The sequence below is a fragment of the Phyllobacterium sp. RCAM01083 genome (assembly GCF_055685835.1).
Window position 1 is genome coordinate 2,793,850 of record NZ_JBVFZN010000005.1, and the last position, 22,272, is coordinate 2,816,121.

A 22,272-nucleotide genomic window follows, 5' to 3' on the forward strand; every position below is an offset into this window, starting at 1 on the left:
GGTAACAGGCGCTCCTTTGCGTGCAAGCCGGTTTTATTCGGCGGCGGCGAGCCATCCGCCCTGCGGGCTGGCATCGACGGGCATGGCGGCGCTGATGTGCCCGGCGACGATTTCAGCCGTGGCGGCAGACAGTGTCCAGCCGAGATGGCCATGACCGGTGTTGTAGAATACCCCAGGCCGCTTGCCTGCACCGACGCGCGGCAGCATGTTCGGCATCATCGGACGCAGGCCGGCCCACGGCACCACATTGGACGTGTCCATGCCCGGGAACAGGTCGCGGCTCCAGTCGACCAGCGGCTTGACCCGGTCGTGGCGGATGTCGCGGTTCTCACCATTGTATTCGGCCGTACCGGCCACGCGCAGGCGCCCCGCCCCAAGACGGCTTGTGACGATCTTTGCATCATCGTCGAGCAGGCTCACCCATGGGGCCGACTGCTGGCTCCCGGCATCATCCAGATTGACGGTGATCGAGTATCCCTTGACCGGATAGATGTTGACGCGGTCGCCGAGCTGGGCGGCAAATTTGCGGCTGGCAATGCCGGCGCAGATGACGATGGCGTCAAAACGCTCCGTCTCCGTCCCGGCATCGGCAACGGATGCCCTGTTCCATTCCACCACCACGCCGCCGGCGCCGTGCTTCAGTTCGGCAACGTCGGCATCGCCAATGAAGCGCACGCCGTGGCGGATGGCGGCAGCGGCAAGGCCGCGGGTGAACTTGTGGATATCACCGGTCGAATCGGATGGCGTGAAGAAGCCGCCATAGAAGGAACCGTTCAGGGCCGGTTCGATGCTGCGGATTTCCTCATTGGTGACGGCCTGCCGGTCAAGACCACCGGCTTCCAGCAGCCTGTTGACCTTGACCGCGTGGTCATAACCGTATTTCGAGCGGTAAATGTGCAGGATCCCGCGCTTTTCCAGGTCGAAATCGATCTTTTCATCCGCAGCGATTTCGAACATGCGCTTGCGCGCTTCAATGGCGAGCCTGGTGGTGGCGATGGTATTTTCTTCGTAGTGCGGGATGTTCATGACGAATTCCGCCATCCAGGAATATTTGTGCCAGGAGGGTTTCGGATTCATCAGCAGCGGCGCATCCTTGCGCAGCATCCACTTCATGCCTTTGAGCACCGTGGACCAGCTGTTCCACACCTCCGCATTGGACGCGGAGAGCTGACCTCCATTGGCGAAGGATGTTTCCATGGCCGCATAGCGGTTGCGGTCGAACACGGTCACGGAATAGCCCTGGCGGGCAAGCGCATAGGCAGTCGTCACGCCGGTGATACCGGCGCCGATAATGGCGATATGGGTCATGATAAAACGGTCCTCAGGCAACACATGGTTTCAGTTTCGCCGTTGACAACGGCACGAAACCCCATCTGTCACGGAACCTGAGAGCTTGGCCCTTTGAGCGCCCGCCGGATGTTTGTCATCCATGTCGTCGGCGCCTTTTTCCGGTCATGCAACCGGGCAGGGCTTTCTCCTTCGGTGGGTACGGCTTTTCAAACCATACCTCTCTCCAGATGTTCTAGACTATTCTGGTCCTTTTGCCTGAGAGTTTCCGGGGCGGTTGCTCCATCGGCGCCGGTTTTACCGGTCTCTCCCAGATAGCCTGTGCGAACGCGGGATATATATCGCAGTTGCGAGACGAGAACAACTGGCTAAGAAGCGTCGCAGCAATTATGCTGACTGAAAATCGCCCAGCCTTCCGGAGGAATTTATGAAGCCTGTCTTTCTGCAACTGCAATGCGCACCCGGCAAGACATACGAAGTTGCAAAAACCCTGTTCGAGCGTGAAATCGTCTCGGAGCTCTATTCGACCAGCGGCGAGTTCGACCTTCTGGCCAAGATCTACATTCCGGAAGATCAGGATATCGGCAAATTCATCAACACCAACGTGCTCGATATATCAGGCATTGCGCGGTCGCTGACAACGCTGACCTTCACCGCGTTCTGACAGGCGCTCGGCGGGGCGAGACATTACGTCCCGTTTCATGCGCCCGGCATCTGCCTTATGTAATCAATGCAATGAAACACGCCCCTTCAAGGCAATAAAATTCCATTCTTTTGCCATGGGAACTCTTTTTCTGTAAGAGATGCTCCCTCGCCCGTCATCAGCAGGATTTTCGACAATGCCTCCTTATCGTTCACGCACCACCACACATGGCCGCAACATGGCAGGAGCCCGCGGGCTCTGGCGCGCGACCGGCATGAAAGACGAGGATTTCGGCAAGCCGATCATCGCCGTGGTGAACTCGTTCACCCAGTTCGTGCCCGGCCACGTCCACCTGAAGGATCTCGGCCAGCTCGTGGCGCGCGAAATCGAAAGCGCCGGCGGCGTCGCCAAAGAATTCAACACGATTGCCGTCGATGACGGCATCGCCATGGGTCACGACGGCATGCTTTATTCCCTGCCGTCGCGTGAAATCATCGCCGACAGCGTCGAATACATGGTCAACGCCCACTGTGCGGATGCCATGGTCTGCATTTCCAACTGCGACAAGATCACGCCCGGCATGCTGATGGCAGCGCTGCGCCTCAACATCCCCGTCGTTTTTGTCTCCGGCGGACCGATGGAAGCGGGCAAAGTCGTCTGGGAAGACAAGGAAAAGAAGCTCGACCTGGTCGATGCCATGGTTGCGGCCGCTGACGACCGCATTTCCGACGAAGAAGTGAAGGCCATCGAGCGCTCGGCCTGCCCCACCTGCGGCTCCTGCTCCGGCATGTTCACCGCCAATTCCATGAACTGCCTGACCGAGGCACTCGGCCTCTCCCTGCCGGGCAATGGCTCGACGCTCGCCACCCATGCGGACCGCCGCCGCCTCTTTGTCGAGGCCGGTCATCTCGTTGTCGATCTCGCCCGCCGCTATTACGAACAGGACGATGAAACGGTTCTGCCGCGCTCCATCGCTTCGTTTGCCGCTTTCGAAAATGCCATGACCCTCGATATCGCCATGGGCGGCTCGACAAACACCGTGCTGCACCTGCTGGCCGCTGCGCATGAAGGCGAAGTCGACTTCACCATGAGCGATATCGACCGCCTGTCCCGCCGCGTTCCGGTGCTGTGCAAGGTGGCGCCTGCCGTTGCCAATGTGCACATGGAAGACGTGCACCACGCGGGCGGTGTCATGGGTATTCTCGGCGAACTCGACCGCGCCGGTTTGCTTGATACATCGGTCTATTCCGTGCATGCCGCCAATCTCGGCGCTGCTCTTGACCGCTGGGATGTGGTGCGCAGCAAAAACCCGTCCGTGCATGATTTCTTCAAGGCGGCACCGGGCGGCGTCCCCACACAGGTAGCCTTCAGCCAGGAGCGCCGCTTTGCCGATGTCGATCTTGACCGCGAAAAGGGTGTTATCCGCAATCTTGAACACGCCTATTCCAGGGATGGCGGTCTGGCCGTGCTCTACGGCAATCTGGCGGAAGACGGCTGCATCGTCAAAACCGCCGGTGTTGACGACTCGATCCTGAAGTTCTCCGGTCCCGCCCGCATTTTCGAAAGCCAGGATAGTGCCGTTCTCGGCATTCTCAATGGCGGCATCAAACCGGGCGATATCGTGCTGATCCGCTACGAAGGCCCGCGCGGCGGACCGGGCATGCAGGAAATGCTCTATCCGACCAGCTACCTGAAATCGAAGGGTCTCGGCAAAGCCTGCGCGCTGATCACCGATGGCCGGTTCTCCGGCGGTTCATCCGGCCTTTCCATCGGCCACGTTTCACCGGAAGCGGCGGAAGGCGGCCTGATCGGTCTGGTTGAGGACGGCGATATCATCGATATCGACATTCCGAACCGCGGGATTCATCTGGCCGTCGACGATGCCGTCCTGGCCGAACGCCGCGCGAAAATGGAAGCCAAGGGCACCGCTGCGTGGAAGCCGGAGGAAAAGCGCAAGCGCAAGATCACCACGGCGCTGCGCGCCTATGGCGCCATGGCAACCAGTGCTGCCCGGGGTGCCGTGCGCCAGATTCCCGACGACTGGAACTGATCAGGGTTCAATGGATACCTACTGGAAGCGGGCTTCCAGTAGGTCGATATCCCGCACCATTTTCGTGGCAATGCTGCTTTCAAGCCGCCTTGCCCGCACCAGGCGGTGAATTTCCTGCCGTTCCGCCCGAAGCGCGGTGATGCGCAGCAGCTTCTCGATTTCCTCGCTCCGCGCCACCTCTTCGCGCTCTTCCCCGAGCTGCATGCGCCCGTCAATACGCTTGCGGTAGAGCTCCATGATGTGGTTGGCGACATCCGTATAGATATCGGCGTCGGCACGGCCCGATGCCAGGCTGTGCTGGGCCCGCTCGATCGCCATGATTGCGGCTTCCGCGGCAGCGATACGGGCATAATCCTCTTCGCGCTGGTTTGAATCCTCGATGGGCAGGTCGATGTTGCGCAGCAGACGCGGCAGGCTGACGCTGGCCATGACCAGCGACAGGATGATCACACCGGTGGCAAGGAAAATGACGAGATCGCGGGCCGGAAACAGCGAGCCGTCGTAAAGGAACAGCGGCAGTGTCAGGATACCCGCAAGGGTGATGGCACCGCGAACGCCGGCAAACGACATGGCGGCAATCAGCTGCCAGCTTGGCTTGACCACGGCCTCACCCTGCCTGCGGCGCTGCGCCATGGTCACGCGCCACGACACCCAGACCCAGAGAAAGCGCAGGGCAGCCAGAGCGGCATAAATGACCACGACATAGACCAGCAGCCACCAGGGGCTGGTCTCGCCGTGCCGCACATTCTCGACGGCACCGGAGAAAATGCCGGGCAGCTGTTCGCCGAGCAGAACGAAGATGGCGCCATTGGCGGCGAACTGCGCCGTATCCCACACCGCGGTGCGGCGCACGCGGGTCAGCGCCATGGACTGGGCCGTGTTCTCGGCATAGCTCATGGTGATACCGGCGGCAACGGCGGCAAGGATGCCCGAGGCATGCACATGTTCGGCCAGCAGGTATGCGCCGAAGGGGATGAGCAGACTGATGAGAATCTGCGAGCCGCTCTCCTCACCGAGCTTGCGGGCGAGGAATGCCTTGCCGCGCGTGACGCCAATGGTCACGCCGATACCGATGGCAATGCCGGCAAAAGCGAGCCAGAGGAACGTAAAGAACGCCTCGGTGATCGAGAAGCTGCCGGTCAGCATCGCGGCCACGGCAAAACGCATGCAGACGAGGCCGGACGCATCGTTGAGCAGGGATTCCCCTTCGAGAATATGCATCATGCGCGAGGGAATCGGCACGCGCGCCGCAATGGCGGAAACGGCGATCGGATCGGTCGGCGAGACGATGGCGGCCAAGGCGAAGGCCACCGGCAGGGGGACGGAAGGGATCATCCAGTGCACGAAGAAGCCGACACCGATCACCGTGAAGATGACAAGGCCGAGCGCCATCTCCAGAATGATGCCCTTGTCCCGGAAGAGACCCTCCTTGGGGATGCGCCAGCCATCGAGAAACAACAGCGGCGGCAGAAACAGCAGGAAGAAAATGTTGGGATCGAGCTGCACACGGATGCTGGTGACCGAGGCAATCGCTGCGCCAAGCCCGATCTGCACCAGCGGCAGCGGTACGGCCAGAGGCAGCACGCGCACGATGGAGTCACTGACCACAACGGCCAGAAGCATCAGCAAGACGATGGTGATTGTTTCCACGGCGAATCCATTTTGATTGTCGGTGCAGGATGAAGGAAAGGCCGGTGCTTTGTCGAGGCGAACCTTGGCAACTTTGCGCCCAGATCGTGCCGATTGGGTGAATTGGCGGCAAAGCACGACAATTCCGCGACAATCAATTTTACGTTTACGTCAATGTAATACTTGCAAGCGCACCGCCTATCGCCATAGATAGAATTGTTGAGTAGCATGTTTAGGGTTGGAGGACCGTGGGCCAGCTACAAGGAAACCATCAGGGGAGGTTAATGTGGCAAAACAGACAACGCCGGTAAAAACATCCGTGACAGCCAAGCGCGCCACTGCAAAGGCAGCGCCAGCCAAAACGGCGAAACCCGCCGCCACGACTGCCAAAGCCGCCGCGAACAAACCAGCCGGTGAGGTCAAGACAACGAAAACCGCCAGTGCGGTGAAACCCGCTGCGGTAAAGACGGCTGCCAAGGCTGCAAGGACGGCAACAAAACCTGCCGCGAAAACCGCAGCGCCGGTTGCAAGCGAAGCCAAGATTGCAGCAAAACCCAAAGCCGCTGCCAAAGCAAACAGTGCAGCACCGGAAAAAGCGGCGGTGAAAGCGCCCGCCAAGACACCCGCGGCAAAGAAGCCCGCAGCCAAAGCCAAAACTGCGGCGCCAGCCGCCGAGGCAGCACCGGCAAAGGCGGCATCCCTCGCCCAAATGCCCGAGCCGAAACTGTGGGTCAAATCCTATCCGGAAGGCGTTCCCGCCGAGATCGGACCGCTGCCCTACGAGAACATCAACGCGCTTTTTGCCACCGCCTACAAGAAATATGCCAACCGGCCGGCCTTTACCTGCATGGGCAAGGTGATGACCTATGCGGAAATGGATCGCAAGTCACAGGCATTCGCGGCATGGCTCCAGTCACGCGGGCTCGTCAAGGGCGACCGGGTTGCGGTGATGATGCCGAACATCCTGCAATATCCGGTGGCCATCGCTGCGATTCTGCGGGCGGGCCTGACGGTGGTCAACATCAATCCGCTCTACACGCCGCGCGAGCTTGAACATCAGCTCAAGGACAGCGGTGCGAAAGCGATCATCATTTTGGAAAACTTCGCCACGACGCTGCAAAAAGTGCTGACGGCGACGCCGGTCAAACATGTCGTCGTTGCGACCATGGGCGACATGCTGGGTCTCAAGGGCCATATCGTCAATCTGGTCGTGCGCCGCGTCAAGAAAATGGTGCCGGCCTGGTCCCTGCCCGGTCATACGCCGTTCAAGACCGCGCTGGCGCAAGGGGCGGCGCTCACGCTGAAGCCGGTCGAGGTCAAGCGGGACGATATCGCCTTCCTGCAATATACGGGCGGTACCACGGGCGTTTCCAAGGGCGCCGTGCTGATGCACAGCAACATCGTGGCCAATGTCACGCAGATGCGCCTGTGGGTGGAGGTCGGCTTTCGCAAGAAGGGCCGTCCGGACAATCTGACGTTCATCTGCGCCTTGCCGCTCTATCATATTTTCGGCCTCACCGTGAATGCGATGATCAGCATGGAACTCGGCGGCAACAATGTGCTGATCCCCAATCCGCGCGACATTCCTGCCTTCGTCAAGGAATTGCAGAAAGTTCCGATCCACGTTTTCCCGGGTCTCAACACGCTTTTCAACGGACTGCTCAACAACGAGGATTTCCGCAAGCTCGACTTCCGTAACCTGATCCTGACACTGGGTGGCGGCATGGCCGTGCAAAGACCGGTCGCCGATCGCTGGTTCGAGGTGACGCGCGGCCTGATCACCGAAGGGTTCGGCCTCTCCGAGACGTCGCCGGTCGCTTCGGCCAACCGCCTGGATGCCACGGAATTCTCCGGCACGATCGGCACGCCGCTGCCATCGACCGATTTCTCCATCCGCGATGATGACGGCAAGGAATTGCCATTGCTGGAAGTCGGCGAAATCTGCATTCGCGGGCCGCAGGTCATGGCCGGATACTGGAACCGTCCGGACGAGACAGCCAAGGTCATGACAGCGGACGGCTTCTTCCGCTCCGGCGACATGGGCTACATGGACGAGCGCGGCTATACCAAGATTGTCGACCGCAAGAAGGACATGATCCTGGTGTCCGGCTTCAATGTCTATCCCAACGAGATTGAAGAAGTCGCCATGGAGCATCCCGGCGTGCGCGAGGCGGCGGCAATCGGTGTTCCCAACGAGCACTCCGGCGAAGTGGTCAAGCTCTTCATCGTGCGCAAGGACCCCCTGCTCACGGAAGAGGCGGTCAAGGCATTCTGTGCCGAGCGGCTGACCAACTACAAGCGTCCCCGGACGGTTGAATTCCGCGACGAGCTGCCGAAAAGCAATGTCGGCAAAATCCTGCGGCGCGAATTGCGCGGCTGACATCCGAGAAAGCCGCCCCCGGGGCGGCTTTTTCTTTTCAGACGTTTGCGCGCCGGTAGAGCGCAAGCGAACCGGCAAGCGCCAGCAATGCGCCGCCGCAGATGCGATCGAGCCACAGCGCGCCTGATTTCTTCAGGACGCGGACCGCCTGCGAACCGAGCAGGGCATAACCGAACATGATTGCAAAATCGAGCGTGGCGAAAATCACCGCCAGCACCGCATATTGCGGGATTTGCGGCATATCGGGCGCGATGAATTGCGGCAGGAAGGCCGAAAAGAACAGGTAGCCCTTGGGGTTGGTCACCGCAACAAGGAAGCTCTTGAGAAAGATGGCACGGGTGGTTGCCGGCGGTTCGTGCGTGGCGGTGCGCAGCGACAGATCAAGCGTCCCCTTCGAGCGCAGAAGCATGAGGCCGAGAAAGGCGAGATAACCGGCACCGAGCCATTTGACCACCGAGAACCAGAACTCCGAGGCCGCAAGCAAGGCGCCAAGGCCAAGGGCAACGGAGCCGATCAGGACGAAATCGGAAATGACCGCACCCGCCATCCCCGCCAGGGCGCGGCGGACGCCGAAGCGCGAGCCATTGGTCAAAGCCAGAAGAACCGTCGGCCCCGGCGTGGCTATGCCGACGAAAGCGACGAGAGCAAAAGCCAGAAGCGTTGTTGCGGTCATGATCATCCCTCTTGGCGCCAGATTGCGGACATCCCTGCCGCTGACATTACCCATGGCACGAAGCCGGTCAAGCGGGCGCGCATCCCTGTCCTTCACGGGGAAGGACAGGGCAGCCGGAGATTAAAGCGGCTGGCCGACATCAATGCGGTTGCCGTCGAAATCCTCGAAGACGAAGGCCCTGAGGCCATACTCCTTGTCCTTCAACCCCTTGATGATGCGCAGACCTTGTGCCCGGCAGATCGCGTGCAGGACATCGACATTGTCCACCATCATATGGATGACGTTGAAGGGCGCTGCCTTGTGGCCCTTCTGCAATGTCAGGTGCAGTTCGGCATTGTCGCGTTTCAAAATCATGAACCCGACGGGATCACCATTCTGGAAGGTTCTGGAAAAGCCGAGAACGCCCGTGTAGAAATCATGGGCGCGCTGCATATCCGCAACCGGCAGCATGGCTGCGATTCGTCCAAAATGGATGGAGCGGGCGGGACTATCGTTCATGTCATAACCTCATGGCTTGAAAGCTCAGGCAGGCTTTCCCGGACGGTGCCGGTTGGAGCTGCTGCTTTTGTCGATCAGATCATGAGACGGTGCCCACCGGATTTCTATACAGCGCCTCTCTGCTCTCCTCAATATGATTCCACTGCAAATCGGTAGTGCGTGGTTCGACAGGCTCACCATGAAGGAGATGGAGGGTTGCAGGGAGCTATATCCTGCAACGTTCGTAGTTGGCCTTGCAGGCAAACCAAATCCCTCATGGTGAGCCTGTCGAACCACGCACAATCTTTATGCCAGCCTTCAAATACGCGGTGGCTCGCGTCCCGCCAGGAAATCCGGCAGATCGGCGATCGAGCCCAGAATGGCGTCGCTCAGCGATGCCAGATCATCCAGCGTGCTGTTGCCCGAGAGAACGCCGACAGCCAATCCGGCGCCGGCCGCGTGGGCCATTTCCAGATCGTGGCCGTTATCGCCGACCATGGCGATGGCGCTGGCCGGAATGCCGGTCTTAGCCGCAAACAGCTCCAGCTGGTCGGCGTGGGGTTTTGCCCGTGCGACGGAATCATAACCGATGATCACTGAAAACAATGCGGTCAATCCCAAAGCCTCAGCGGTTGCCCGCGCACCGGCTTCCGAATCATTGGTGGCGATGCCAAGGATGAACCCCTGCGCCGCCAGCCGCTCCAACGTTTCGCGCAATCCGTCGATGCCCACGGCCCGGCGCGACCCCTCGCGCACCGTATAATCATCGTAGCTGCGGATGCGCTCGCGCTTTTCCTCCAGCGTCAGTTCCGGATGCCAGAGATCGACAATGTCGTTGATCGTTCCGGCGGCGACAACCGAGCCGCCGCGGAACCGTTCCATCTCCCAGTCATAGCCGCCCGCTTCGACAAGCGCGCGGGCGCGATCCACATCGCCATCCGCCGCCTTGTGCGCCAGTTCCATGGTGATGCCGAACCACGTCCGGTTGAAATCCACCAGCGTGCCATCCTTGTCAAACAGGATGGCGCGGATTTCCGAAGGATGCGTGCGGGGCATCATGCTTCCAGCGAGCCCGGCCGCGCCTGTTCGGAGCGCTTGGAACCCAGGAGCTTGAGAAGGTCATCGCCCCGCCGGGTGTAACGATGGCTGCGCCGCGTGAGAATACGGCCCGCCTGCGGCGCCGTCAGCGTGATATCGCCAGAGGGATCGCCGGGAACGGTCACCACCGTAACGAGTTTTGCGCCCGCCGCGACCTCGTCGCCAATGTTCACATGGAACAGGATCATGCCGCCCTGCGGCGCACGCACCATTTCGACATTTTCGAGTGGTGTAACCGGGCCCTTGAAATCAACCGTCAGCGTGACGGCGGGATCGGTGACCACACCGCGATGCACCAGGAACCGGTACAGGCCTTCCGCATCCGCCTTGCCTGTTGCAATATCGACATCGTTCAATCCGCGGAATTCGACTGTCGTAACAGCGCGCCGCTTCACGTCACGCTTGGCTTCCGGCAGCTGCAATACCGGATGGGCACAGGCTTCCTCAAAGGCCGCATCGGCAGTGCTGTTCCAGGACAGGATCGCCGTTGACCCGAGCGCCGCGGCCAGATCATACATCTCCGGCAGGAATGCCTGATGGATGTAGAGGTAGTTTTCGCTCTCGTCATCGCAGTGCAGATCGAGCACGATGTCGTGCGGCAAAGCGAGGCGCAGCAATTGCGCCTTCAGCCGTTCAGCCAGGGATTTCGGGCCATCGATCGGAACCAGGCCCGACGTATCGAACGTATCGAGCAAAGGGAAAGAGCGGTTGAAATTGCCGCTGGAGAAGAATTCGAAACGGCCGAGATGCTGGTGCGACAACCACTGGGCGGAGCCGACCGGATTGGCCTGCGGGACAACGGTAATGTTACCGGCGATGCGGCCTTCCCTGCCGGCTTTTTCCAGCATGGGGATGAGGAAATGCAGCGCCGCCTGTCCGGGCAGTTCCGAACCATGGAGCGACGATTGCAGATAGGCGCTGACCGCCTTTTCATCCTTGCCGGCAAAACGCAGCACACGTAGTTCGATATGATTGCCCGGCACATCGCCGGCCAGCTGGATCGTTTCCGTCTTCATCAATGCTTTTCCAGTTCCTCACTTCCGGCCCTGGAGCAGAGGCCGGATACCCATTCTGTTCGTTATCGGGCCACTATAGCCTATTTGCCGCGACGCTTCCTCAAGTGCGCGACAAGACCTTGTGTGGATGCGTCCTTGTCCGTTGGTTTTGCCTCTCCGGAGACGATCGGCAGAAGCTCGGTCGCCAGTTCCTTGCCGAGCTCGACACCCCATTGATCGAAGGCATTGATGCCGAAAAGCTGGGCCTCGACGAAAACGCGATGCTCGTAAAGCGCGATCAGGCGGCCCAATGAGAAGGGATCGAGTTTATCATAGACGATGGTGATCGATGGCCGGTTGCCTTTGAAAACACGGTGCGGCGCAATGCGGTTCACCTCGGATTTCGCCAGGTTCTTTGCCGCGAGCTGCGCCTTGGCTTCTTCCAGCGTGCGGCCCTTCATCAGGGCTTCCGACTGGGCCAGACAATTGGCCAGCAGCATCTCATGCTGGTTGTCGAGATGCGGCTCGTGGCCCTTCGCCGCGACGATGAATTCAAGCGGGATCGTATCGGTTCCCTGATGCAGGAGCTGGAAGAAGGCATGCTGACCGTTGGTGCCGGGCTCGCCCCAGACCACCGGGCCGGTCGGACCGGAAACCGGCTTGCCGTCGATGGTGACGCCCTTGCCGTTCGATTCCATGTCGAGCTGCTGCAGGTAGGCCGGCAGGCGGGCCAGCCGCTGATCATATGGAATCACGGCGCGGCTGGTGTAACCGGAGATGGCACGATGCCAGTAGCCGACCAGACCAAGCATCATCGGCAGGTTCTTGGAAAGCGCCGCCTTGCGGAAATGTTCGTCCATCGCGTGGGCGCCATCGAGAAACCGGCCAAAGTTCTCGGGCCCGATCGCAATCATCAATGGCAGACCGATGGCCGACCAGATGGAATAGCGGCCACCCACCCAGTCCCAGAAGCCGAAGATACGATCTTCCGGAATGCCAAAGGCGTCGACCTTGTCGAGCGCCGTGGAAACGGCGGCAAAGTGCTTGCCGACAGCCTTTTCACCCAGCGCATCGGCGATCCATTTGCGCGCGGCGCGGGCATTGGTCATGGTCTCGATGGTGGTGAAGGTTTTCGACGCGATGATGATCAGCGTCGTCGCCGGATCGAGGTCTTTCAAGGTATCGGCGATATGTGCCCCATCGACATTGGAGACGAAGTGGGTCTTCGGCCCGTCATGATAGGGTGACAGGGCGAGCGTTGCCATGGCCGGTCCGAGATCGGAGCCGCCAATGCCGATATTGACCACATCGGTAATCGGCTTGTTCTTCGACCCCTTGATCGCGCCGGAGCGCAGGCCATCCGCATAGGCGCCCATGCGCTTCAGCACATCGTTGACGCCGGGCATGACGTCGGCGCCATCAACCTTGATCGGCTTGTTGGAACGATTGCGCAGCGCCACGTGGAGCACGGCGCGGCCTTCAGTATTGTTGATTGGTTCGCCGGCAAACATCGCATCGCGCCGGGCTTCGACATGGGCTACTTTTGCCAGATCAGCAAGGAGGGAAAGCGTCTCGTCATTGACCAGGCACTTCGACCAGTCGAGGAGAAGATCGTCGAGACTGAGGGAATAGCGGGAGAAGCGTTTGGGATCTTCCACGAAGGTCGCGCGCATGTTTTTCGGCGCGCCGCTTTTGAAGTGTGCTTTCAATGCCTGAACGGAGCCACGCAGGTCGTTCGCTTTCACTGTCGCCATTTCTCTCTCCTGAAGTCACGCCTTGATCCTGACAGAGTGGAACCTGCCACCGGAATCATTTTGTTTCAATCGATTTAAAGCAGAATCTCTTCCGATTTAACATCAGGTAATCTGCGCCGCAAATCCGGGCGGAACTGCGGCGCGAAAGTTTACGAGCCCTTGATGGCTGTCAGAACGTCGTCATACGCCTTGCAGGCGTCTTTCAGATCAGTCTGGCCCTGATATTTTGTGGCCAGTTCCTGCATCTTGGCAACGATTCCCTGAGCCTTGGACGGGTCCTTGGTAATGACCTGCTGAACGGCAGCGGTGATTTCACCGGCCTTTTTGGTCAGCTCTTCCTGGGTGCAGGTGGGGGCTTTGGAACAGCCGACGAGAGCGACAGCCAGCAGCGAAATGCCGGCGACCATTTTCAATTTCATGTGCAGTCTCCCTTGATGAGATGAATGAAGTAGAAGAATAGTTGGGTCAGTACTTTGTGGCCGTCATCCCTGCGGAATCACAAAGTCTTAATCCTGTTATTACACCGCTCCTGTCCGGTCCAGCATCTTCATCGCCAGTATCATGATGTTTTGTGACAGGATTTAATACAGTGGCAGGAAGAACGAAGTTTTATAAATCATGGACAGATGAAGTCGTCTATCTTAGCTTTCTTCTTCCAGGGAGGCATTGAAACATGGATATGACCGGCGAAGAACGCATTGCAGCGCCCCGCGAAGCAGTCTGGAAGGCATTGAACGACACGGAGGTGTTGAAAGCCTGCATCCCCGGCTGCGAAAGCCTCGAGCGGATTTCCGATACGGAACTGGAAGCCACGGTCGGCGTCAAACTCGGCCCCGTCAAGGCGCGCTTCAACGGCAAGGTCGAATTGAGCAATCTCAATCCTCCGCTGTCCTACACGATCACGGGCGAGGGCAAGGGTGGTATTGCCGGTTTTGCTAGGGGTGGCGCCGATGTCACCCTGATCGAGGAAGGCGGCGAGACCGTGCTCACCTATACGGTCAATGCCGATGTCGGCGGCAAGATCGCCCAACTCGGCAGCCGCCTTATATCGTCCTCCGCCAAGAAACTCGCCACCCAGTTTTTCGAGAATCTCAATCAGGCCGCTGCCGGCACCTGACACGCCGGACAATTCGACAGGCCTGTCGCATTTTCCATAAGCCATGGCGGAATGACGTTTGGGTTTGCTACGATGAAGCCGGATATCCTGCCTGGATAAATAGATTGTGTTCAGGCTGGAATTCATGCGCGCGTTTGATTTCATCATTGTCGGATCAGGCTCTGCCGGATCGGTTGTCGCCGAGCGCTTGTCCGCCAGCGGACGCCACACGGTTCTAGTCCTGGAAGCGGGCGGGACGGACCGGCGGTTCTTCGTGCAGATGCCGCTCGGTTACGGCAAGACCTTCTACGACAAATCCGTCAACTGGATGTACAAGGCCGAAGCCGATCCGGGGCTTGGCGGCAATGCGGATTACTGGCCGCGCGGCAAGGTGCTGGGCGGGTCGAGTTCGATCAATGCCATGGTCTATATCCGCGGCGCGAAGGAGGATTTCGACGAATGGCGCGCGCGCGGCAATCCCGGCTGGGGCTATGACGATGTGCTGCCGGTGTTTCAGGCGCTGGAAGACCATGACGGCCCCGCGAAAAGCCTTGGCCGCGGCGGACCACTGCATGTCACCGATTGCTCGCACCTGTTTCATCCGCTGGCCAATCAGATTCTGAAGGGCGCGCAGGAGGCCGGCCTGCACTACAATCCCGATTTCAATGGCGCCACGCAGGAAGGTACGGGGCCATTTCAGCTGACCACGAAAGGCGGGCGGCGCATGTCCGCCGCCAGGGCTTTTCTGCGCCCGGCGATGAAACGCCCCAATGTCACGGTTCTGACCGGCGCGATGGTGCAGCGGATTGTTTTTGAGGGCAAACGGGCTACCGGTGTTGCGTTCACCCGCAACGGCCGGGCCGAGACGGTCAGGGCCGGGCGCGAAGTGATCCTGTGCGGCGGCTCCGTCAATACACCGCAACTGCTCGAACTTTCGGGCATTGGTGACGCGGCGCGCCTGGCGCAATTCGGCATTCCGCTTGTGCACGCCAACAGCCAGGTTGGGGAAAACCTGCAGGACCATCTCGGCATCAATTATACCTACCGGGCCAACGTGGCCTCGCTCAACCAGGTGCTGCGCCCATGGTGGGGCAAACTGCGCGTCGGTATCGAGTATCTGCTGCTGCGGACGGGGCCCCTGTCGATCAGCATGAATCAGGGCGGAGGCTTCTTTCGTACCGATCCGTCGCGGCAGCGCCCGAACATGCAGCTGTATTTTCAGGCCTTTTCGACCGTGCGGCCGAGGGAAGGCGAGCGCCCGATCCTGACCCCCGATCCCTGGCCGGGCTTTTCCATCGGCCTGTCCAATTGCCGTCCGACCAGCGTCGGGTCCATCCATATCCGCTCCGGCAATCCGCTCGACGCACCGACCATCGCGCCGAACGCTTTTTCGACCGGGCATGATGTTGCCGAGATGCTGGATGCGGTGAAATTCCTGCGGAAAATCGCAGCGACGCCAACCCTGTCGAAGCTGATCGTCGAGGAATTGCTGCCCGGTCCGCAGTGCCGGAGCGACGAGGATCTCATTGCCGATTTCCGCCGGCGCAGCGGCACGGTCTATCACCCGGTTTCGACCTGCCGCATGGGCCCGGACCCGGCGGTATCGGTGGTCGACCCGCGTTTGCGGGTGCACGGCGTCGAAGGGCTGCGTGTGATCGACTGCTCGATCTTTCCCAATATCATTTCCGGCAATACCAATGCCGCCGCCATGATGGTCGGGGCAAAAGGCGCAAGCCTTGTTCTCAATGATCTGATCTAGTTTTTCCCCGCTGCCGTTGCCAGATTTGCGTGGACATCCAGCCGTGCAAACGAAACGAATATGATTCAGTTTCATATTTCTTGACCGTTTGATAAAAAATTTGACCTTTTGTGAAAATCTGGCATTCTTTCCATCAACAGGTGCCGGACAAACCGGCCCATCACCAAATTGCGGCACGCCCAAAGGGAACGGGATGTTGCAGTTTCAGAAATGGAGAGGCGATTTCATGGGATCGATCGATTCTGGAATCCGTGATGTGAGGGCCGGGCGGCTAGAGTCCGATGCCTACACCGATGTTTTTTCCGATCTGCACCCGGCATTGACGCGGCATGAAGCCTTTGTCGAATCCGACCGCTGCTACTTCTGCTACGATGCGCCCTGCATGAACGCCTGCCCGACGGGCATCGATATTCCGCTGTTCATCCGCCAGATCGCCGCCGACAATCCCACCGGTTCTGCCAAGACGATTCTGGCGGAAAACATTCTCGGCGGCATGTGCGCCCGCGTCTGCCCGACCGAAACCCTGTGCGAACAGGCCTGCGTGCGTGAGACCGCCGAGGGCAAGCCGGTGAAAATCGGCCTTCTGCAGCGCTACGCCACCGATCATCTGATGGAAAAGGGCCAGCACCCCTTCAAGCGCGCCGAGCCGACAGGCAAGAGCGTTGCCGTGGTCGGCGCTGGTCCGGCCGGCTTGTCCGCCGCGCACCGTCTGGCCAAGCACGGCCACAACGTGACGATTTTCGAAGCCAGGCCGAAAGCCGGCGGCCTCAATGAATATGGCATTGCCGCCTATAAGAGTGTCGACAATTTTGCCCAGAAGGAACTCGATTTCATTCTGGAAATCGGCGGGATCACCATCGAGAACGACAAGGCGCTTGGCCGGGACATCAGCATCGATGCGCTGAAAGCCGGTTTCGATGCGGTTTTCCTCGGCATGGGATTGCCGGGTGTGAACGAGCTTGGCCTCGAAGGCGAGGATGCAGCCGGTTGCATCGATGCCGTCGACTACATCTCCGTATTGCGCCAGAGCGAAGACCTGTCGCAGATCGCCGTCGGGCGCGACGTTGTCGTCATCGGCGGCGGCATGACGGCCATCGACGTGGCCGTGCAGACCAAGCTGCTGGGCGCCGAGAACGTCATCATCGCCTATCGGCGCGGGCCGGAAAGCATGAATGCCAGCCCCTATGAGCAGGAACTGGCGCTGAAAACCGGGGTGATCATCCGCCATTGGTTGCAGCCGCGGGCGCTCACCCGCAACGCATCCGGTGAAGTCTGCGGCATCACGCTGGACTATACCGCTATGGCCGACGGCAGGCTCGCCATCACCGGCGAAAGCATCACCCTTGCCAGTGACCAGATTTTCAAGGCCATCGGCCAGACGCCGGCGGAGAGCATCCTCACCGAAGCCGGGCTTGCCCTATCGAAGGGACGTATCAGCGTCGACGACGACCGCCGTACTTCGATTCCCGGCATATGGGCTGGCGGCGATTGCATTGCCGGTGGTCAGGACCTGACCGTGGCCGCGGTGCAGGACGGCAAGCTTGCCGCTGAATCCATCCACCGGGCGCTGACGCAGCAGCCGGAGAAAGTCAGCGGCTTTGTCGAAGCCGTCATGGCGGAAAATCCGGACGGCGCGTCGGCACCGGCGCAGCACCCCACCCATCCAAGCCACATCGCTGGCTGAAGGAGATCGACATGGCTGATCTTTCATCGAATTTCCTCGGCATCAAATCCCCCAACCCCTTCTGGCTGGCCTCCGCACCGCCGACAGACAAGGCCTACAATGTCGAGCGCGCCTTCAAGGCGGGCTGGGGCGGCGTTGTGTGGAAGACACTGGGCGAAGAGGGCCCGCCCGTCGTCAACGTCAACGGTCCGCGCTACGGCGCGATCCACGGCCCGGACCGGCGCTTGCTCGGCCTGAACAATATCGAGCTCATCACCGACCGTCCGCTGGAAGTGAACCTGCGTGAAATGACCGAGGTGAAGAAGAAGTGGCCGGACCGGGCGCTGATCGCCTCCATCATGGTGCCCTGCGAGGAGAACGCCTGGAAAGCCATCCTGCCGCTGGTCGAGGCTACCGGTGCGGATGGCATCGAGCTCAACTTCGGCTGCCCGCACGGCATGTCGGAACGCGGCATGGGCGCGGCCGTCGGCCAGGTGCCGGAATATATCGAGATGGTGGTGCGCTGGTGCAAGCAATATACGCGCATGCCCGTCATCACCAAACTGACGCCTAATATCACCGATATCCGCAAACCGGCACGGGCGGCAAAATCCGGCGGTACCGATGCCGTGTCGCTGATCAACACGATCAATTCCATTGTCTCGGTCGATCTCGATACCTTTGCGCCCAATCCCTCGATTGACGGGCGCGGATCGCACGGCGGCTATTGCGGCCCGGCCGTCAAGCCCATTGCACTCAACATGGTGGCGGAAATTGCCCGCGATGCGGAGACGCGTGGCCTGCCGATCTCCGGCATCGGCGGCATCACGACATGGCGTGATGCAGCGGAATTCATCGCGCTCGGTTGCGGCAATGTGCAGGTGTGCACGGCGGCGATGACCTATGGCTTCAAGGTCGTGCAGGAAATGATCGACGGGCTCTCCGACTGGATGGACTCCCGCGGCTTCGCTTCCATCGAGGACTTCCGCGGCATGGCCGTGCCGAACGTCTCCGACTGGCAGTACCTCAATCTCAACTACATCACCAAGGCGCAGATCGACCAGGACCTGTGCATCAAATGCGGCCGCTGCCACATTGCCTGCGAGGACACGTCGCACCAGGCCATCACGGCGATGGTGGACGGCGCCAGGCATTTCGAGGTGATCGACGAGGAATGCGTCGGCTGCAACCTCTGCGTCAATGTCTGCCCTGTCGACAACTGCATCACCATGGTGCCGATGACCTCGGGGGTCGACCCGCGCACCAAGCTGCCGATCCAGCCGGACTACGCCAACTGGACCACCCATCCCAACAATCCGATGGCCAAGGCCGCTGCCGAATAACATTCAAAAACCCGCCGTTAAGGCGGGTTTTTTCTTTGTCAGACTATTGTGCGTGGTTCGACAAGCTCACCATGAGGGATGTGGGTTGGCTGCAAGCCAATCGTCAGCATTGCAGCATATGACTCCCTGCAAGCTTCACTCTCCCTCATGGTGAGCTTGTCGAACCACGCACAACCACCCTGCAACGGACCATTATCCCTTCATATAATCGTACACGACCTCCCCGAGCCCGAGGGTCAGATCGGCGATGAAATGCGTTCCCGACAAGACTTCCAGCACGGGCAGGCCCGCAACATTGGCCATGACATGCGCATGAAGTTCGAGCGCCGCAGGTGCCGTCCACGCGCCTTTCAGATCGATATCCTGCAGGTGATATTCGACCAGCTCGCAGATGCGCGCGGTACCGTCCACATGCGGAATGATCTTGATGAGATAATTCGGCAGCAGCATCGATTTCAGAACGGCGGCATGATCGGCCGGCTTGTGCTTGTAGCCCATGGTGCCCGTGGCACAGAGCACACTGCCGTAATGCAGCGTGCCGAGGATGGTTTCGCCCTCATGGGAGATTTTCGGCTTGGCGAGTTTCTTGGGAAAGCCCCAGATCTCGCGCCCGCCGGCGATCGGTGCATCATCGTCGAGATACATGGAATGGACGTAGACGCCCTCCTTGCCGTTGAAGCGGACCGGGATGACCTGGCCGGATTCGGTGTAATCGCCAAAGCCGGTGGAATCCGGCATGCGGATGAACTCAAATTTGACAATGGGCTCGGCGATCTCGAGTGGTTCGGGCACCACCGCCCGCAGTGCTTCCGGATCGGTGCGATAGGTGATGACCACGAATTCGCGGTTGATGAAGCGGTAGGGACCCGGCGGATAGGAGGGGTTGGTGAGCGGCATGGCATAGGCGGAACGAACATCGGATATTTTCACGGGGGCATCTCCGGATGTCAGGGAAACTGGCTTTGATGCAAGCCAGGCGCGGCAACGGATATTGCGACGCAGCGGAACAATAGTGCAATGCACAATCCGCGTCTGTCAATTTCGCGTGAGGCAGGCGTTTTGCATCAACATCGTGCGTGGTTCGACAAGCTCACCATGAGGGATGGAGGCGGACGGCAGGGAGCTATATCCACTGCATTTCCGATTGGCCCTGCAGTCGACAACTTCCCTCATGGTGAGCTTGTCGAACCAGGCACAATCTACCTGCAATGGACCAATCCCCTCACCCGCGCGGGCGGATGCCATTGAGAATGATGCTCAACACCGCCTGCGCCGTCTGCTCGCGGAAACCGGGGCGGCCAACCTGATTGCCCATGATGGCACGGACCTGCACATCGAAATCCGCATAGTGCTGCGTGGTCGCCCAGATCATGAAAATCAGGTGATAGGGATCGACCGGCGCGAGCTTGCCCTCGCCGACCCAGCGGCGGATCACCGCCGCCTTGTCGTCGACCAGCGGCTTCAGGTGCTTGCTCAGAAATTCACTGATCGCTGGTGCGCCATGCAATACTTCGTTGGCAAACAGCCGCGACGCCTCCGGGTGGCTCTCCGACATGCGGATTTTCAGGGTTATGTATTTGCGCAACTGCTCGATCGGGTCACCCTCGGGATCGATTTCCGCCAGCGGCGCCAGCCACTCCGCTAGCGTCTCTTCGAGCAGCGTTACATAGATGTTCTGCTTGCGCGGGAAATAATAGAGCAGGTTCGGCTTCGACATCCCCGCCCTGTCGGCAATCTGGTCGATGGTGGTGCCGCGAAAGCCATAGGCGGAGAAAACATCGAGAGCGGCATCGAGAATGAGACGGCGATTGATTTCCTGGATGCGCGTCGTCTTTTCCGGCACATCGCTCGTCTTTTTCTTCGCTGCCCTCGCCATGCCACTCATCCCTTTTTGTTATCCGGCGCGACGGGCCGTTTCGTCGCATCCCGGAACCGCTTTTATTCCCCATAAAGCGCTTGACCGGCTTCCTATGCTCTTCTAGCCTGCATTTTGACCAACTAGTCAAGTTTTTGATTGCACCACAGGTTCAATCATTCGGGAACACAAAACAAGCGGCAATGTCCGCAAACAGGAGGCGTACGTCACATGTCGAAATCGGCATTGGGATTGGGCACCAATAATCTCGACGCGTTCTGGATGCCGTTTTCGGCAAACAGGCAGTTCAAGCAAAATCCCCGTCTTCTGGTCAGCGCCAAGGACATGCATTTCAAGTCCGCCGACGGCCGCGAAATTCTCGACGGAACCGCCGGTCTGTGGTGCTGCAACGCCGGTCATTCGCGCCCGAAAATCGTCGAGGCGGTACAAAAGCAGGTTGCCGAACTCGACTACGCGCCCGCCTTCCAGATGGGCCATCCCAAGGTCTTCGAGCTGGCGGCACGGCTTGCGGCCATGCTGCCGTCCCCCATCGATCACGTCTTCTTCACCAATTCCGGCTCGGAATCGGTTGACACGGCGCTCAAGATCGCCCTCGCCTATCACCGCGCCAAGGGCAACGGCACCAAGACCAAGCTGATCGGCCGCGAGCGCGGCTATCACGGCGTCGGTTTCGGCGGCATTTCGGTCGGCGGCATTTCCGGCAACCGCAAGACATTCGGCAACGCGCTCGGCGGTGTCGACCACATCCGCCATACCCACGATCTCGCGCGCAATGCCTTCACGCGCGGCGAGCCCGAATATGGCGTCGAATTCGCCGATGACCTGGAAAAGGTGATCGCTCTGCACGATGCTTCCAACATCGCTGCCGTGATCGTCGAACCGGTAGCCGGATCGACCGGTGTGCTTATCCCGCCGAAGGGATACCTGCAGCGCCTGCGCGAGATTTGCACGAAGAACGATATCCTGCTGATCTTCGATGAAGTCATCACCGGCTTTGGTCGTCTCGGCACCCCCTTCGCCGTGGATTATTTCGGCGTGGTTCCTGATCTCATCACCACCGCCAAGGGCATCACCAGCGGCGTGATCCCGATGGGCGCGGTGTTTGCATCCAAGCAGATCTACGATGCGTTCATGACCGGCCCGGAAAACATGATCGAACTCTTCCATGGCTATACCTATTCCGGCCACCCCATCGCCTGCGCGGCAGCGCTTGCGACGCTGGATACTTATGAGGAAGAGGGACTCCTTACCCGGGCGGCGGAGCTTTCCGACTACTGGGCCGATGCTTTGCATGCCCTGAAGGGCCTGCCGCATGTCATCGACATCCGCAACCTCGGCCTGATCGGCGCCATCGAGCTGGAACCTATATCAGGCGCACCAACCAAGCGCGCCTTCCAGGCATTCCTCGATGCCTATGAAAAGGGTGTCCTTATCCGCACCACGGGCGATATCATTGCGCTGTCGCCACCCCTGATCATCACCAAGGGCCAGATCGAGCATCTCTTCGATACGCTGGCCGACGTCCTGAAAAACCTGGCATAGTTGAAAG

At 59.9% G+C, this 22,272-nt stretch carries 18 protein-coding genes and 1 riboswitch; of the genes, 8 read left to right on the top strand and 10 right to left on the bottom strand.

The window, feature by feature from the left end:
- Nucleotides 1-33: 33 nt before the first annotated feature.
- Nucleotides 34-1,308: a D-amino acid dehydrogenase gene (locus ACZ25R_RS20520; RefSeq protein WP_472462046.1), complete on the bottom strand. Its 1,275-nt coding sequence runs from the start codon at nt 1,306-1,308 to the stop codon at nt 34-36.
- A 215-nt stretch (nt 1,309-1,523) separates the two neighbouring features.
- Nucleotides 1,524-1,610: riboswitch (glycine riboswitch) on the bottom strand.
- A 104-nt stretch (nt 1,611-1,714) separates the two neighbouring features.
- Between ACZ25R_RS20520 and ACZ25R_RS20525 the strand changes: the two genes are divergently transcribed.
- Both ACZ25R_RS20525 and ilvD read left to right on the top strand, forming a co-directional pair.
- Nucleotides 1,715-1,951, top strand: a complete 237-nt coding sequence (locus tag ACZ25R_RS20525) for an Lrp/AsnC ligand binding domain-containing protein (protein WP_105733984.1) — start codon at nt 1,715-1,717, stop codon at nt 1,949-1,951.
- 175 nt (nt 1,952-2,126) lie between these two features.
- Nucleotides 2,127-3,980 (top strand): dihydroxy-acid dehydratase, encoded by a 1,854-nt coding sequence (gene ilvD, locus ACZ25R_RS20530; protein WP_223614092.1) that lies wholly within the window; start codon nt 2,127-2,129, stop codon nt 3,978-3,980.
- 18 nt (nt 3,981-3,998) lie between these two features.
- Here the strand turns inward: ilvD and ACZ25R_RS20535 are convergent, their stop codons facing one another.
- Entirely contained in the window at nt 3,999-5,630 is a 1,632-nt protein-coding gene (locus ACZ25R_RS20535; protein WP_346305268.1) for a Na+/H+ antiporter, read from the bottom strand.
- Between the two features lie 580 nt (nt 5,631-6,210).
- Here ACZ25R_RS20535 and ACZ25R_RS20540 point away from each other — a divergent pair.
- Nucleotides 6,211-7,989 carry a long-chain-fatty-acid--CoA ligase gene (locus ACZ25R_RS20540; protein ID WP_472462528.1) on the top strand — a complete coding sequence of 593 codons (1,779 nt, stop codon included), beginning with the start codon at nt 6,211-6,213 and terminating at the stop codon, nt 7,987-7,989.
- A 37-nt stretch (nt 7,990-8,026) separates the two neighbouring features.
- Here ACZ25R_RS20540 and ACZ25R_RS20545 read toward each other — a convergent pair whose 3' ends face one another.
- The 6 genes from ACZ25R_RS20545 to ACZ25R_RS20570 all read right to left on the bottom strand — a co-directional run bounded on the left by ACZ25R_RS20545 (nt 8,027) and on the right by ACZ25R_RS20570 (nt 13,405).
- Nucleotides 8,027-8,662, bottom strand: coding sequence for a LysE family translocator (locus tag ACZ25R_RS20545; RefSeq protein ID WP_472462047.1), 636 nt, complete (start codon nt 8,660-8,662; stop codon nt 8,027-8,029).
- Between the two features lie 120 nt (nt 8,663-8,782).
- A complete protein-coding gene (locus ACZ25R_RS20550) occupies nt 8,783-9,160 on the bottom strand; it encodes a glyoxalase superfamily protein (RefSeq protein ID WP_472462048.1) in 378 nt (125 codons plus the stop codon).
- Between the two features lie 297 nt (nt 9,161-9,457).
- Complete coding sequence (locus ACZ25R_RS20555) at nt 9,458-10,195, bottom strand: HAD family hydrolase (RefSeq protein ID WP_472462049.1); 738 nt, start codon at nt 10,193-10,195, stop codon at nt 9,458-9,460.
- The gene (locus tag ACZ25R_RS20560) at nt 10,195-11,253 is read right to left on the bottom strand and encodes a M14 family metallopeptidase (RefSeq protein WP_464662138.1); all 1,059 of its coding nucleotides are present in this window, start codon (nt 11,251-11,253) and stop codon (nt 10,195-10,197) included. The genes ACZ25R_RS20555 and ACZ25R_RS20560 overlap by 1 nt, the downstream gene beginning before the upstream one ends.
- Nucleotides 11,254-11,333: 80 nt before the next feature.
- A complete protein-coding gene (gene pgi, locus ACZ25R_RS20565) occupies nt 11,334-12,962 on the bottom strand; it encodes a glucose-6-phosphate isomerase (RefSeq protein ID WP_472462529.1) in 1,629 nt (542 codons plus the stop codon).
- Nucleotides 12,963-13,135: 173 nt separating this feature from the next.
- On the bottom strand, nt 13,136-13,405 hold the full coding sequence (locus ACZ25R_RS20570) for a hypothetical protein (RefSeq protein ID WP_223614085.1): 270 nt from the start codon (nt 13,403-13,405) through the stop codon (nt 13,136-13,138).
- 254 nt (nt 13,406-13,659) lie between these two features.
- Here ACZ25R_RS20570 and ACZ25R_RS20575 point away from each other — a divergent pair, with 254 nt between their 5' ends.
- The 4 genes from ACZ25R_RS20575 (at nt 13,660) to preA (ending at nt 18,847) form a co-directional block, all read left to right on the top strand.
- Entirely contained in the window at nt 13,660-14,103 is a 444-nt protein-coding gene (locus tag ACZ25R_RS20575) for an SRPBCC family protein (RefSeq protein ID WP_472462050.1), read from the top strand.
- A gap of 124 nt (nt 14,104-14,227) precedes the next feature.
- A complete protein-coding gene (locus ACZ25R_RS20580) occupies nt 14,228-15,841 on the top strand; it encodes a GMC family oxidoreductase (protein ID WP_472462051.1) in 1,614 nt (537 codons plus the stop codon).
- Between the two features lie 226 nt (nt 15,842-16,067).
- A complete protein-coding gene (locus tag ACZ25R_RS20585) occupies nt 16,068-17,525 on the top strand; it encodes an NAD(P)-dependent oxidoreductase (protein WP_472462052.1) in 1,458 nt (485 codons plus the stop codon).
- An 11-nt stretch (nt 17,526-17,536) separates the two neighbouring features.
- Nucleotides 17,537-18,847 (top strand): NAD-dependent dihydropyrimidine dehydrogenase subunit PreA, encoded by a 1,311-nt coding sequence (preA, locus tag ACZ25R_RS20590; RefSeq protein WP_346305259.1) that lies wholly within the window; start codon nt 17,537-17,539, stop codon nt 18,845-18,847.
- Between the two features lie 192 nt (nt 18,848-19,039).
- On the opposite strand, the gene ACZ25R_RS20595 is transcribed toward preA, so the two are convergent.
- Together ACZ25R_RS20595 and rutR are read right to left on the bottom strand one after the other, a co-directional pair.
- Nucleotides 19,040-19,777 (bottom strand): acetoacetate decarboxylase, encoded by a 738-nt coding sequence (locus ACZ25R_RS20595; RefSeq protein WP_105733997.1) that lies wholly within the window; start codon nt 19,775-19,777, stop codon nt 19,040-19,042.
- A 292-nt stretch (nt 19,778-20,069) separates the two neighbouring features.
- Complete coding sequence (gene rutR / locus ACZ25R_RS20600) at nt 20,070-20,723, bottom strand: HTH-type transcriptional regulator RutR (RefSeq protein WP_472462053.1); 654 nt, start codon at nt 20,721-20,723, stop codon at nt 20,070-20,072.
- A 210-nt stretch (nt 20,724-20,933) separates the two neighbouring features.
- Here rutR and aptA point away from each other — a divergent pair, with 210 nt between their 5' ends.
- Nucleotides 20,934-22,265 carry an omega-aminotransferase AptA gene (gene aptA / locus ACZ25R_RS20605; protein WP_472462054.1) on the top strand — a complete coding sequence of 444 codons (1,332 nt, stop codon included), beginning with the start codon at nt 20,934-20,936 and terminating at the stop codon, nt 22,263-22,265.
- Nucleotides 22,266-22,272: the final 7 nt, after the last annotated feature.

Coding starts and splice junctions, on each gene's coding strand:
- ACZ25R_RS20520 (WP_472462046.1), bottom strand. CDS start 1,308: ATGACCCATATCGCCATTATCGGCGCCGGTATCACCGGCGTGACGACT.
- ACZ25R_RS20525 (WP_105733984.1), top strand. CDS start 1,715: ATGAAGCCTGTCTTTCTGCAACTGCAATGCGCACCCGGCAAGACATAC.
- ilvD (WP_223614092.1), top strand. CDS start 2,127: ATGCCTCCTTATCGTTCACGCACCACCACACATGGCCGCAACATGGCA.
- ACZ25R_RS20545 (WP_472462047.1), bottom strand. CDS start 8,662: ATGACCGCAACAACGCTTCTGGCTTTTGCTCTCGTCGCTTTCGTCGGC.
- ACZ25R_RS20550 (WP_472462048.1), bottom strand. CDS start 9,160: ATGAACGATAGTCCCGCCCGCTCCATCCATTTTGGACGAATCGCAGCC.
- ACZ25R_RS20555 (WP_472462049.1), bottom strand. CDS start 10,195: ATGCCCCGCACGCATCCTTCGGAAATCCGCGCCATCCTGTTTGACAAG.
- ACZ25R_RS20560 (WP_464662138.1), bottom strand. CDS start 11,253: ATGAAGACGGAAACGATCCAGCTGGCCGGCGATGTGCCGGGCAATCAT.
- ACZ25R_RS20570 (WP_223614085.1), bottom strand. CDS start 13,405: ATGAAATTGAAAATGGTCGCCGGCATTTCGCTGCTGGCTGTCGCTCTC.
- ACZ25R_RS20575 (WP_472462050.1), top strand. CDS start 13,660: ATGGATATGACCGGCGAAGAACGCATTGCAGCGCCCCGCGAAGCAGTC.
- ACZ25R_RS20580 (WP_472462051.1), top strand. CDS start 14,228: ATGCGCGCGTTTGATTTCATCATTGTCGGATCAGGCTCTGCCGGATCG.
- ACZ25R_RS20585 (WP_472462052.1), top strand. CDS start 16,068: ATGGGATCGATCGATTCTGGAATCCGTGATGTGAGGGCCGGGCGGCTA.
- preA (WP_346305259.1), top strand. CDS start 17,537: ATGGCTGATCTTTCATCGAATTTCCTCGGCATCAAATCCCCCAACCCC.
- rutR (WP_472462053.1), bottom strand. CDS start 20,723: ATGGCGAGGGCAGCGAAGAAAAAGACGAGCGATGTGCCGGAAAAGACG.
- aptA (WP_472462054.1), top strand. CDS start 20,934: ATGTCGAAATCGGCATTGGGATTGGGCACCAATAATCTCGACGCGTTC.